Origin of the sequence: Polaribacter sp. R77954, from assembly GCF_044595335.1 — a bacterium.
GTDB lineage: Bacteria > Bacteroidota > Bacteroidia > Flavobacteriales > Flavobacteriaceae > Polaribacter.
In genome coordinates this window covers 3,693,599-3,708,375 of record NZ_CP138992.1, presented here as the reverse complement: position 1 = coordinate 3,708,375, position 14,777 = coordinate 3,693,599, and the positions used below count along the sequence as shown (strand labels likewise).

General features: G+C 31.9%; 8 protein-coding genes. All 8 read right to left on the bottom strand.

Annotated features, from left to right (window positions below):
• Positions 1-37: 37 nt before the first annotated feature.
• Positions 38-2,062, bottom strand: a complete 2,025-nt coding sequence (locus tag SJY27_RS15960; RefSeq protein ID WP_397445865.1) for an FAD-dependent oxidoreductase — start codon at positions 2,060-2,062, stop codon at positions 38-40.
• A 244-nt stretch (positions 2,063-2,306) separates the two neighbouring features.
• Positions 2,307-4,418 (bottom strand): glycoside hydrolase family 97 protein, encoded by a 2,112-nt coding sequence (locus tag SJY27_RS15955; RefSeq protein WP_397445864.1) that lies wholly within the window; start codon positions 4,416-4,418, stop codon positions 2,307-2,309.
• 2 nt (positions 4,419-4,420) lie between these two features.
• A complete protein-coding gene (locus tag SJY27_RS15950; RefSeq protein ID WP_397445863.1) occupies positions 4,421-6,073 on the bottom strand; it encodes an alpha-amylase family glycosyl hydrolase in 1,653 nt (550 codons plus the stop codon).
• An 8-nt stretch (positions 6,074-6,081) separates the two neighbouring features.
• Complete coding sequence (locus SJY27_RS15945; RefSeq protein ID WP_397445862.1) at positions 6,082-7,455, bottom strand: alpha-amylase family glycosyl hydrolase; 1,374 nt, start codon at positions 7,453-7,455, stop codon at positions 6,082-6,084.
• A gap of 10 nt (positions 7,456-7,465) precedes the next feature.
• Positions 7,466-9,343, bottom strand: coding sequence for an alpha-amylase family protein (locus SJY27_RS15940; protein WP_397445861.1), 1,878 nt, complete (start codon positions 9,341-9,343; stop codon positions 7,466-7,468).
• A gap of 8 nt (positions 9,344-9,351) precedes the next feature.
• Positions 9,352-11,778, bottom strand: a complete 2,427-nt coding sequence (locus SJY27_RS15935; RefSeq protein ID WP_397445860.1) for a TIM-barrel domain-containing protein — start codon at positions 11,776-11,778, stop codon at positions 9,352-9,354.
• A 47-nt stretch (positions 11,779-11,825) separates the two neighbouring features.
• A complete protein-coding gene (locus tag SJY27_RS15930) occupies positions 11,826-12,791 on the bottom strand; it encodes an alpha/beta hydrolase (protein ID WP_397445859.1) in 966 nt (321 codons plus the stop codon).
• A 39-nt stretch (positions 12,792-12,830) separates the two neighbouring features.
• The gene (locus SJY27_RS15925) at positions 12,831-14,768 is read right to left on the bottom strand and encodes a glycoside hydrolase family 13 protein (RefSeq protein WP_397445858.1); all 1,938 of its coding nucleotides are present in this window, start codon (positions 14,766-14,768) and stop codon (positions 12,831-12,833) included.
• Between the last annotated feature and the right edge of the window lie 9 nt (positions 14,769-14,777).

Genomic DNA, 14,777 nt, shown 5'->3' with positions numbered 1-14,777 from the left:
CTTTAAGAAAACTTGCTATGGAAACTAAATTATTATTTTATAACTCAGCCGCCAATCTTGCACCTTGATCAATAGCTCTTTTTGCATCTAATTCGCTTGCAAAATCTGCACCACCAATAACATGTACTTTTTTACCTAAATCTAATAAGGGTTGATACAATTCTTTAAACGGAGTTTGGCCAGCACAAATAATAACATGATCTACATCTAAAACTTTTTGTGCTTCATTTTGAGTATAATGTAAGCCTTGATCATCAATTTTAGTGTAAGAAACCTCACCAATAAATTGTACTTTTTTCTTTTTTAAATTAGCTCTATGAATCCACCCTGTGGTTTTACCAAGATTGCCACCAAACTTTCCTTTGCTTCTCTTAAACATAAAAATTTCTCTAGAAGCAGGATGAAAATCGGGTTGTATGCCTTCTATTCCACTTCTTGCCGAAAGCGATTTATCTATGCCCCACTCTTGCAACCAAGCTTCAATATTTTGTGAAGTAGATTCGCCCTGATGCGTTAAATATTCTGAAACATCAAAACCAATGCCTCCTGCACCAATCACAGCCACTCTTTTACCCACAGGTTTTTTATGTTTTAACACATCAATATAACTCAACACTTTTTCATGGTGAATGCCATCAATTTTTAGCACTCTTGGTTTGATGCCTGTTGCTAAAATAATTTCATCGAAATCAGAATTTTCTAAATCAGAGACCGAAACTTTTGTATTCAGTTTTACTTTAACATTATGTAAATCGATTTGTTTTTTAAAATACCTAATGGTTTCATAAAACTCTTCTTTACCAGGAATTTGTTTTGCCATATTAAATTGGCCACCAATTTCTACATCAGCATCAAACAAGGTAACCCAATGACCCCTTTGAGCAGCAATGGTTGAGGCAGCCAAACCAGCTGGACCAGCACCAATAACCGCAACTTTTTTGGGGTTTGAAGTTGTTTTGTAATTCAATTCGGTTTCGTGACAAGCTCGCGGATTTACCAAACAACTTGCAACTTTTTTCTGAAATGCATGATCTAAACACGCTTGGTTACAAGCAATACACGTATTGATTTCATCGGCTTTTTCTGCTTCTGCCTTATTTACCCACTCTGGATCTGCTAAAAAAGGACGTGCCATAGAAACCATATCTGCATGGCCTTCTGCCAAAACTTTTTCTGCTGTTTCTGGCATATTTATTCTGTTAGAAGTAACTAAAGGAATTTTAATTTCTTCTTTCATTTTTTTAGTTACCCAAGTAAATGCTGCTCTTGGTACTGAAGTTGCAATTGTAGGAATACGAGATTCGTGCCAACCAATACCTGTATTAATAATGGTTGCCCCAGCTTTTTCAATGGCTTTGCCAAGTTCTACTATTTCTTCCCAAGAACTTCCTTTTTCTACCAAATCTAACATAGACAATCTGTAGATGATGATAAACTTTCCGCCAACAGCATGTCTAATTTTAGTTACAATTTCAACAGGAAGTCGTATTCTATTTTTATAACTCCCACCATAATTATCGGTTCTATTGTTGGTTCTTTTTGCTATAAATTGATTGATTAAATACCCTTCAGACCCCATTATCTCAACCCCATCATAACCAGATTCTAAAGCTAATTTTGCACAGTTTACAAAATCTCTTACTGTTTTTTTAATTCCAAAACCACTTAACTTAAAAGGTTTAAAAGGGTTTATAGGAGCTTTTATTTTTGATGCTCCTACATTAAAAGGATGATATCCATAACGTCCTGAATGTAAAATTTGCATACAAATTTTACCTCCTTCAACATGAACAGCCTGAGTAACCTTTTGATGGTTTTTAACGTGTTTTTTTGAACTTAATCTTGCTGAAAAAGGGGCTGTCCACCCCTGTATGTTTGGGGCTATACCTCCAGTAACTATTAATCCTACACCTCCTTTTGCTCTTTCCGCAAAATATACAGCCATTTTTTCATAACCATTTTTCTCTTCCTCTAAACCTGTATGCATAGAACCCATTAAAATCCTATTTTTTAAGGTAGTAAACCCTAAATCTAATGGCTTAAAAATGTGCTTGTATTTCATATCTAATAGAATTAGATTCCCATAAAATGGGAATGACAGTTTAAGTTTGAATACTTGCCTAAAAAGCAAGAAACTCTTTTCAATTTATTATGCACGCATAACAATTGCAATATAAACTTATTTTATGAAATGTAAAAATCTAAACACCAAGTTGAATTGATCTTAAGAAAAAACTATTAATATGAATTAACCAAGTATGCTTTTTACTTATAATTGTATAGCTTTTAAAATACCGCTAGCATTTTTATTTTTTTAAAATACTCATAGCTAAACCACCACCTTCTGCCAATTGTATGGTTAATTTTGATTGCCTGTTTAGTACTACTTTTTCTATATCTATATCTAAAGGATTATTATTCCAATGCGCAGTTTTTCCATCTTTATAAATCACAGCTTCATAATTTGTATTAGCATCTAAAAAGTCAAAATTTAGAGTTATCATTCTTGAATTTTCATCGGTTATTGCCCCTAGAAACCAATTTTCAGTTCCCCTTTCTTTTCTAGCAATGGTTACAAATTCACCCACTTCGCCATTTAAAACTTTGGTTTTAGACCAATCTACCCCTACATCTTTTATAAATTGTAATGGTTTTGGATTTGCCTCATAATGCTCTACTAAATCTGCAGCCATTTGCACAGGACTATAAATGACCACATACAATGCCAATTGATGCGCTAAAGTTGTATTTACTTGATTGTCTTTTTTAAACTCATTAAATTTGATATTAAAAATACCTGGTGTGTAATCAATTGGTCCTGCTAACATTCTTGTAAAAGCTACAATTGATAAATGTTCTGGTGGATTTCCTCCATCTGGAGACCAAGCATTAAACTCTTGCCCTCGTAAACCTTCTCTAGAAATTATATTTGGATACGTTCTTCGTAAACCAGTTGCTTTTATGGGTTCATGCGCATTTACAGCTACTTGATATTTTGCTGCTTTTATGGCTGCATTGTTGTATTGATTTACCATGTATTGTCCATGATGAAATTCGCCTTTGGGCAAAATTTTACCCACATAACCCGATTTTACTGTATGCATGCCATATTTCTGCATTAAAGCGTAAGCTGTATCTTGTTGTTTTTTGTAGGTTTCTGTTGCAGCAGAAGTTTCATGGTGCATAATAATTTCTACACCTTTAGATTTTGCATATTGGGTAACTTCATCTAAACTGTAATCAGGATAAGGGGTCACAAAATCAAAAACACCTTCTCTGTCTTCAAAACCAATCCAACGTTCCCAACCTGTATTCCAACCTTCTACTAGAACTCCGCCAATATTATTTTTAGCAGAAAAATCAATAAAACGTTTTACATTTTCTGTAGTTGCTCCATGTTTTCCATGAGCTTTACCTGTGTCTTTCCATTTTCCGTCAACCATTTCCATTCCATAATCCCAAGAAGATTTACCCAAGTGCATTTCCCACCAAACACCTGTATATTTCATTGGTGTAAACCAAGAAACATCTCCTAATTTGTTGGGTTCGTTTAGATTTAAAATTAAATTAGATGCAATTAAATCTGGTGCATTGTCTGCTATTTGAATGGTTCGCCAAGGTGTGTGAAAAGGCACTGTTCTTTTTACTTTATACTTTGTATTGTTAGAACCCACCAAACTACTGGTAAAGCTTAAGTTTTGGGTATCTACTTTTAAGGTCATTCCTGCATAATCTATCAAAGCAGCTTCATGAAAACTTAAATGCAAACCGTTTTTACCTACTAAAGTAACTGGGGTATTTACAGCATTTTCTGGAATACTTGTTTGCGCTAAAGCACTGTTTACTTTGTAATTTGTTGCGTCTATTTCTGATAATTTTGTGGTGCTGTATAAATGTTCGTAAATATCCCAATCACCAGGAATCCAAAATGTTTTGTAATCTTCTGTTAAGTTAAATTCTGTGCGCTCGTTTACAATTAAAACTTCGTTGAAATTTGGTTGTTCTGGGAATTCATAACGAAACCCAACACCATCATTATAAACTTTAAAAACGAGATTTACTTTTCTTTTTAAAGCCTCTTTTTCTTGAAGTTCAACTGTTATTTCTTTAAAATGATTTGTTACATTTAATTGCTCTCCCCAAGGCATTTGCCAAGTTTCATTAGTTTCTGTTGGTTCTTTTACTTTTGCTATGCATCCTTTATAAAATGATGAAGCATTGGCAAAATCAAAACCTACATAAGACGTATCTATTACCTTTTTATTTTTATAATTTATGGTGTAAAAAAACTGACCAACTTTATTTAAATGGAATTTTACTTCAATATTTTCGTCTGGAGACGAAATACTCGATGACTTTACATCACAAGAAATAAATACGATTGCGCTAAAAATAAAAAATAAAACTCCTATTCTCATTGTTATTGCTTTTCTAATAAAACAGTATCAAACTCTGAACTGAAATTTACCTCTCCATTTTTAACTGTTACTTCTTGATTAGAATAAGCGTCTCTTAATTTTTCTCCATCTTTAAATATTGATGAAACATCCATAATAATTTGCTCATTATTAAAATTAAGCCCAATAACTACTTTATCTTCTTTGTAAGTTCTCGAAAAAACAAGTTCGTTGGTAACTTGAGAAATAAATTTGTGTTTTCCTGCACCAACAGCCATATGATTTGCTCTAAACTGACCTAATTTTTGCCAATGACTAAGAATATTTTGAGTTTTTGCATCCTTTTCTATAGCATCCCAATTCATGAAAGAACGCAAAGTTGCATCACCGATTGCACCTTCTATTGTTAAATCTCTAGCAGATTCATCTCCATAATACACTTGTGAAGTTCCTGGGGTTAACAATAACATTGTGGCTGTTTGATATGGCATATTTCTTTCTTTATCAAAAGGTTGCCCATCATCATGAGATGTCATGTAATTTAAAATTCCATACCCTTTTAAATTGCTGTTTAAGATCGAATCGTATTTATGAAAAACAGCAGCTTGTGTCATTTGTTTTGCATTCCATTTAATTTCAAAATTGATTAAACTGTTAAAAGCCTTATCAAAATAATTCACGTTTTTATCTCCAAAAGGAAAAGATTTTCCGTGAGAAATGGCGTAATTATATACTTCACCTACCAAATAGAAATTGTTATTATCTAAAACTTTATTTGGATTGTTTTTTTTATAAAGTTCAAAAGCAGCATCACATTCTTGTTTAAATTCTTGCCAAACATATTCTTCTGTGTGTTTTACTGTATCTACCCTGTAACCATCAATTCCGAATTCGGTTATATAATCTGTCAACCATTTCATGATGTAAAAACGAGGAGCTCTAGGATGCCCAGTTCTTGCAAAGAATTCATCTAATTCTTTTAACTCTTGTTCATAACGCCCTTCAGCTTTCCATTTTGCCACTAATTGCGGAGGTAAATCCACATTTTCGTTACTTTCAGTTTTAATGTCTGGTAAGTTTTTTACCAAAGTACAAGTAACCGTATTTTCATAATTATCATAAGTACATTGTGGCTCTGTTCTAACCCATTCGCTTGGCCAAACAGCATCTTTTTCGGTAACAGGACCTGTGTGATTGATAACAGCATCTAACAAAATTCTAATTCCGTTTTTATGTGCAACAGCTACCAATTCTTTTAAATCTGCTTTGGTTCCAAAATTTGGATCGATTTTGGTCCAATCTTTTGCCCAATAGCCATGATAACCATAAGAAAGTCCTGTACCTTCATCTGTTCCTCCATGAATTTGTTCTACAATTGGCGTCATCCAAATGGCATTGATACCTAAGTCAGTAAAATAACCATCTTCAATTTTTTGTGTGATTCCTTTAATATCTCCTCCTTTAAAACCTCTTAAAACTGCAGCATCATCTTTTCTATTAAAATTGATATCATTGGTTGTATCTCCATTATTAAACCTATCTGTTAATAAAAAATATACGTTTGCTCCTTCCCAAACAAATTCTTTCTTTTTCTCTTCTGAAATCTTTTCTGAAGGTTTTTCTTGACAAGAAATTATTGTGATAAATAAAAAACTAACTAAAAATAGATTTTTCATAATTCGAATTATTTAATATAAACTTTATAACTCCAAGGCTCTAAAGTTAATTTTGTATTTTGATTAATACTCACTTTTTCTGATGTACTAAAATCAATATAATTGCCTTTAAAAAGTGATTCTTTAAAATTGATTTCTTTTTTTTCTTTAGAAAAATTAAAAACTGCAAAGATTTTATCTTTTTCATTTTGACGAACAAAACTCAACACTTTACTTTCATAATTATTTGGAACTTTAATCATTTTTGCTCCCCATTTTGCATGCCATAAAGCAGTATTCGATTTTAGTAAAGCAAAAAGATTTTTATATAAATCACCTATGTAATGTTCTTTCCATTGTATTGCATCTTTCTCAAAAAATTCTAAACGTTTTGTATTTCCTGCTTCTTGACCATTGTAAATTAATGGCATTCCTTCCCCAACAACAGACAAAACAATAGCAGCATCTAAACCATCTCCAAATTGCTCAAACATAGTTCCTTCCCAAGAATTCATATCGTGGTTACTTGTAAATGTCATACGCATTATATTCTTTGGAAAGAATTTCTCATTCCATGAATAATAAACATATAGTTTATTAACATTAGCTTCTCCCATACAAATTTGGTGTATTGCTTCGTTCCAACTCCAAGCATAGGTCATATCAAAAGCTTCAGCATGCATGTCTCTTGATTCCCATTCAGCCAACATAAATATGGGTTTGATTTTGTCTAATTCCTGTCTTGCATTATTCCAAAATTCGATAGGAACAAAACCAGCAGCATCGCATCTATATCCATCAATATTAGCTTCTTTTACCCAATATTTTAGAGCCTCAGTCATATACTTTCTAACTTCTGGTTTACTAAAATCTAAGTCAATAATATCAGACCAATCCCACCAAGGAGTTGGCATAAAATCACCTTTATAATCTTTTTGATACCAATCTGAATGGTCTTTTAATAGCACATTATCCCAAGCAGTATGATTTGCAACCCAATCTAAAATAACATACATCCCTAATTTATGCGCTTCATTTACAAAATCTTTTAAATCCTGAAGTGTTCCAAACTCTGGATTCACACTGTAATAATCTCTTACAGCGTATGGACTTCCTAAATTCCCTTTTCTATTTTTTTCTCCAATAGCATGAATTGGCATGAACCAAACAATATCAACACCCAAATTTTTTAATCTTGGCAATTGAGTTTCTGCTGCTTTAAAAGTACCTTCTTCAGAAAATTGCCTTGTATTTAATTGATAAATAGATGCATTTTTACTCCATTCAGGATGCGTTAAGTTTACATATCCTTTAGGTTGATCAGGGTCTGAAATAGTAGATTCTGATTTTTGATTACAGCTAAAAAACACTACAATTGTTAAGTATAAAAATATATTTTTCATGATGTTATTATTATTGAATTTTTAAAATAAACGATTCTAAAGGTCTTAACTTTAGAGCAATCAATCCTTTTCCTTCTTGAACGTTTAAAGTGAAAGATTCTTTTTGATACAATTGATCTGTTACTTGATATTTTCCATCAGTTAAATTCCATTTTTTAATAATTTCTGATGGAATTTCTAAGACAAATCGATGATGACCTTTGTCATCAAAGTTTGAAACAATTACTAATTTTTCGTTTTCTGACCAACGTACAAATGATAATATTTTGTCTCCATAGTTTAAGGTTTTTTCTCTATTATATTGATGAATATCTGCATATTCACCTATTAATGCATCAGAAGTAATTGTAAAGTTTAGCAAACGTTTGTAAAAATCTCTAAGAGCTAATTCTTCTTTGGTAGATTGTCCTCCATCAAATTGTCTATTATTTACCCAACGTTGTAAAGCTGGCACCCCCACATAATCGAAAATTGAAGTTCTTGATGGACTTCCAAAACCTGCATTTTCTGAACCATCTTCTCCTAACTCTTGCCCAAAATAAATCATAGTTGGTGAAGTTGAAATAGTTGCTGAAACTACCATAGCTGGTTTTCCTTTTAAGGCATCTCCAGCAAATTCTGGACTTGCTATTCTTTGCTCATCATGATTTTCTAAAAAATGCAGCATATGATGCTCTATATTTTTTAAGTCTTCTTGAATTGGAGGAATATGATCTGTTAAACCATGACCTTGCATTACATGTTTTATGGTATCATACAACTGTACTTTGTCATACAAATAATCCATTTTTCCTTTTTTAATGTATGCTCTATACAAAGAAGGATTGTATACTTCTGCTAATAAAAAAGCATCTGGATTTTTCATTTTAATATTAGAATTTAGATAACTCCAAAATTCAACTGGCACCATTTCTGCCATATCAAACCTGAAACCATCTACACCTTTTTTTAACCAATACAAGGCAATATCTTTAAACTTAATCCAAGAATTGGGTATTTTTTTATCTTGCCAAAACTCAAAATGTTTTTTGTAATCTAGGTTTTCTGCACCTTCAGGTAAATCAGAAAAATCTTTTTTGCCATTTGGTGATATTCCATAATTTACTTTTACAGTTTCGTACCAATCGTAAAAACTAGGTTTTGGAGATCTAGATCCATTTCCTGTCCATTTTGCTGGTTTTTCGTTGAACTCTCTATCTGATAAAGGATGATTTTCTCCACCTAAAGGTTGGTAATTGTTTAAAAAGTCTGGCACTTTAAACGCAGCATTGGGCACGTAATAAAAATTGTTATTTACGTCATACTCTTTTGATGTATCATCATCAGTACCAAAATCTTTAATTCCATCAGGATTGGTAACGCTTTTATAATTACGAGCCACATGATTGGGCACAATGTCTATAATAACTTTTAAATTATTGTTGTGAGAACGCTCAATTAAGGCTTCAAATTCTTGCAAACGATTATCAATATTTACGGCTAAATCTGGATTTACGTTGTAATAATCTTTTACTGCATAAGGTGAGCCAGCTCTACCTTTTACGACATCTGGATCGTCATTAGCAATGCCGTATTTTGTATAATCACGAATTACATCATGATGAGGAACCCCAGTGTACCAAATATGGGTAACTCCTAAATTTTTGATTTCTGAAAGTGCTTTGTCTGTAAAATCGTTGAACTTTCCTACTCCATTTTCTTCTATGGTTCCCCATGGTTTATTTGTTGTATTTGTGTTTCCAAACAACCTTGTAAAAACTTGATAAACCACCACTTTTTTTGGTTTAGAATTATGTTTTGTCATTTTCTTTTCAGATTCTTTTGGTGTTGAACAACTCATTAAAAGGGTTGCAATTACTACTGAATATAAAGTGTTTTTAGTTTTCATAAACCCAATTATTTTAATGAGATCTTAATTTTTAATTCTTTTTTAGGATTCCATTTTACTGGAATTTTTAGTTGATGTTCTGCAGTAGCAATACGTTTTCTTTTGCCATCGACTTTTATTTTTCTTGGGTGCCAAGTGATATTATGCAAAATGAGCTCTACTTCTTTTTCTTGCGGATTCCAATCTTTACCAAATTCAGCTTCGAAATCAATTTCTAAGTATTTTTTATCTAGCTCTACTTCAAACTCTAACCATTCGTATTTACCTTTTTCAAAGGCATTTGCAGTGCGTCCATCATCGTTATAAATTACTCGTTCTGATTCTTTTACTGAAGCATCAAACCAATAATGCAACTCTAAAACATTACCCTTATAATTTTCTGTAGTTTGCACCAATTTTGTCATAGGAATAATAACTCCACCTCGAACATAAGTAGGAATTGCTTTCTGTTTTACTTTTACCGATTTTGTTTGACCACCTTCAATTTTTTCATCAAAATAAAAATTAAACCAATTAGCTGTTTTTGGAAAATACACCTCTTTTGTTTTTACTGAATCTTTTAAAATAGGTGTAATTAAAAAGTCTTTTCCCCATAAATAAGTTTCTGAATTCGTCATTAACTCTCTTTTATCCTCTTCAAAAAAGATTGGACGCATTAAAGGCAAACCTTTTTGATTATTTTCGAAAGTTAAATTGTAATTGTAAGGCAACATTTTGTAACGCAATTCAATGGCTTTTTTGGCATGTTTCTTTGCAAAACTACTCCTAAAAACAGGTTCACTTGCTACATCTTCTTGAGCATGAGGTCTGTAAATGGGCTGAAAAACACCATATTGTAACCAACGTACATACAAATTATCATCTAAATTTGCCCCTGCAAAGCCACCTAAATCTGAGTGCATATAGCCTAAACCTTGCATGCCCATTTGTAAAGAAATTTCGGGTTGACTTTGTAAACCTCCCCAACTTCTGCTAACATCTCCAGACCAAGGAATCATTCCAAATCGTTGCGAACCAGCAGCTCCTGCACGCATTAAAATAAAAGGTCTTTCTATTGGGAATTCTTTTTGATAACCTTCAAAAATTAATCGCGCCCAATCATGACCATACAAATTATGGATTTCATCTGCTTTTTGATTTTGGTTAAAAGTAACCCAAGAAGGCAATACTTCTGGTTCTCCTAAATCTCCCCAAAGTCCTTTTGCTCCAAGGTTTAGAATCTCTTTGTAAATATTCCAGAACCAATCTTTTCCTTCTTTTTTGTAGATATCTACAATGCTTGTATTACCAAAATAGAAATCATATTTTGCAGAATTGCCAATGGTATCTTTAGCCAAAACTTCTTTTTGATTAGCTTCTTGCCATTTATTTGAAGTTGACAATACAAAAGGTTCTGTAATTAAAACGGTTTTTACACCTTTGTCTTTTAGATTGCTAACCATTTGTTTCATATCAGGAAAAGAATCTTTATCCACTTCTAAATTCCCCATAGTTCCCTGAACCGTTTTTCCAAACCAATACAAATCTAGAATGATTGCATCCACAGGAATTTCATCTTCTTTAAATTTTGCAATTGTTGCTTCTGTTTCTTGTTGAGAATGGTATCCAAATCTACTCGAAAAATTACCTAAAACCCATCTTGGAGGTAAAGGTTGTTTTCCTGTTAAATGGGTATAACTATTGATTAAATCTTGCCAAGAATCGCCAACAATAATTTGATACGTTTTACGTCCTGAAATGGTTTCATAGGTCAAGGAATTGTCTTTTTTAGAATCTAAATCTACATAACCAATGGCAGGATTGTCAAAATGAATCATGTATTTTTTTGAAGAAATTACTAACGGAATTGTAAAATTCATCAACTCAGATTTCGTTTCATATCCATAATGTGCTCGGTTGTACAAAGGCAACCTGTATCCTCTTCTGTTCATTCCTAAAGCTCTTGCTCCTGATCCATATAAAACCTCATCATTGGTTAAATTGAACTCAATTTTTTCGGTTTCTGTATTTGGGATATTACCTTTTACAGATTCTAAAGGAATATGTTGTGATTTAAAATACCCTCTTTTTTCTGAAGTTATACTATTATTATTTTTATCAAAATAAGAAATTTGAAAGGGTTCTGTAGTAATATTAATAGAGATAGATTCGCTAGAAAATGAAATTGTGTTCCCTACATATTTATATTGAGTTTTTATTTTTTTGGGCTGTAAAACAACAGCGTGACTAATTGGGTTTGCATTTTCATCTTTTGGGATAAAAGTTGTTTCAAGAATGGCATCTGTGTAAAACTGAAATTTATAACTACCATCATTAGTAACTACTGTAAAAAACCCACCTTCCTCATTATGAGATTTATATATTCTACTTGGATTTTGAGCAAAAGAAATAGTGACTAGAAAAAGAAGTAAGTAAGAAATTAAATATTTTTTCATATGATGTATACTAGCAAGGATTTAAAAAGCTACACAGGATTTGTAGTTTATTTTTTTAATAAAAAAGCAATAGGAATATCTACTCTTTTTTGCCAAGATCTTTCTGAATGATTAGTACCTTCAAAAAATAAGTTTTTAAAATTATTTTCTGAATATCCGTTATTTAAATAGATAGAATCCACTTTAGGAGCGTATTTAGGATAGAATTGATCTAAAGTTTTGTTACCATAATCAAAATACAACTTATGTGAACTTGCTTTTGGTATATTTTCTGCTGCATATTTAAAAATTGCATTTGGAAAAGGATTATGTTCACTTGGCATTGCCCCTGGCCAATGGGTAGAAATACATGCTGCTCCTTCAAAAACGTTTGGATATTCAGAAATGGCATACATGCTCATTAATCCTCCCATAGATGAACCTGCAACAAATGTATTTTCTTTATTTGTATGAACAGCGTAGGTTTTATCAACATAAGGTTTTAATTCTTTAACTAAAAACTGCAAATATTCATCTCCTTTAAAATCATTTAAATTCACTTTAGAATTAGATATACTTTGTGCTTCGTCTATCTCTGTTTGAGACAAATTTTGCAATGCTTTTTCTGGAAATAAATCTAACCAACGAATTTGAGGAATATTATGAATGCCTACAACTATAAAATCTTTTGTTTTTTTACTTCGCATTAATTCTGTAGCTACCTCATCAATCATCCATTCTTGTTTGTTCCATGTAGATAATGAATCGAACAAGTTTTGACCATCATGCATATACAAAACAGCATACTTTTTTTCATCAGAATAATTTTCTGGCAACCATACATCAACTGGCCTTGGCTTTATGTTTTTTGATGGAAAACTATCTACTCTAATCAATTTTCCTGCAGCTAAGGTTGCTGATTTTAATTCATAAGCTTTTATATTCAGTTTAGATTTTTTTTGGTTCTGTGTTTTTTCTTTTTGATTGCAAGAAAAAAGAATTGCTATAGATAGTAAGAATAGTATGTTTTTCATAATAAGATTTCTCTACTGCGCTCGATATGACAGCTATATTTAGAATTTTGTAGTGAATAATAAACTTCCTTTTTCTTTAAAATCAATCACATCACCCCAAATAAAATCGTCTCCAGTAACTATATTTTTTAAGGTTTTTCCTTTTAAACCAATCTCTGCATAGCGTTTTAAATCAATACTTATTGGGTTTTCATTTTTATTTATGATGTGCACTACTGTTTCATCATCTTTTATTCTGAACAAGAAATAAGTACCCATAAATGGTGCAAAATGAATGGCTTTTCCTTCATGAATTGCTTTACTATCTTTTCTATAATTTAATACTGATTTTACGAAAGATTGCATTTCCTTTTTATCCGATGACAAACCTTCACCAGTAAATGCGTTTATTTTATCACCTTTCCAACCTCCAGGGAAATCGTTTCTAATTAATCCATGATCCCCATGATTTGCAGTATCATCCATTAATATTTCTGTTCCATAATAGATTTGTGGAATTCTTGGCATCATCAACATGTAACTTAAAGCCATTTTTGCTTTAGTAACATCCTCATTTAAGGCTGTAAACATTCTTCCTTCATCATGATTGTCTAAAAAAGCCATTATATCATTAGGAGATGCGTAATGAAAATCGTTGGCCAAACCTTCGTACAATTTTACCAAGCCTTTGTCCCAAGATTCTTCTTCATTTACACCATCAATAATAGCTTTTTGCATCGGAAAATCCATGGTAGATTTTAAATGAGATTCATACCCATCTTTATTATTAGCGCCTGTTTGCCAATACCCTACCAAAAGAGGGTTATAGCTCCATTCTTCGCCAACAATCGAGAAATTTGGGTATTCACTCATAATTGCATCTGCCCAATTGCTCATAAATTGTTTATCTGGATAAGGATACGTGTCTTGACGAATACCACCTAAACCCAAAGTTTCTATCCACCAAATAGAATTTTGTATGATATAGTTTGCCATAAATGGATTACGTTGATTTAAGTCTGGCATACTTTCTACAAACCAACCTTCATTATTTCCTTTTCTATCTGATTCTGATGCGTATAAATCTTGATTTGTAGTTCTTTTATGGTTTGAAAATGTAGCAGCTTTCCAATTCCAATTCTCAATATTATCTTCGTAATCTTTTTGATGATTAACCCAGTCATCAAAAGGCAAATCTTTCATCCACCAATGTTCTAAACCACAATGATTTGCAACTTGATCCATGATGAGTTTCATTCCTTTTGATTTTAATTTATCTGCCAGATTTTTATAATCGTCTAAAGTTCCAAAACGAGGATCTACTTGATAATAATCTGTAATTGCATACCCATGATAAGAGCCCTTTGGCATATCATTTGTTAAAACAGGAGTTGGCCAAACTGCTGTAAAACCTAAGTCTGAAATATAATCTATTCCATTAATAATTCCTTGTAAATCTCCTCCATGACGTTTGTATCCATCAGTTCTATCTAAAGACTGATCTTTCAAATTTTTATTGATGTCATTACTTTCATCTGCATTTGTAAAACGATCTGGAGTAATTAAATATATAGCATCAGTACTATTAAAACCTTGATATTCTTCTGCAGATTTATTTCTTGTTTTTAACTCGTAGGTATGCACTAAATCTTCTGTATTTTCTTTTTTGAAAAGAATGTCAAATTTACCTGCAGTGGTTTCTGAGGCGATTTCTAAATCAATAAATAAGTAATTGTTACTTAAAATAGATTTAGTTGTCTTTTTTATAGAAACACCAGTATAATTTATTGTGGGTTGATAGTCTGAAATATTTGGGTGATGTACTAATAATTGAAGATTTGTATTCTTCATATTTACCCACCAATTTGTGGGCTCAACTTTGTTTAAAGATACATTTGAAACTGAAACATCAGAAACACTTTTAGAATTTTCTTGATGAGTACAAGTGTTAAAAACAATAATTATTATGATAAAAAAAATGTTTCTGATTCGTTTCATTTCACTGAT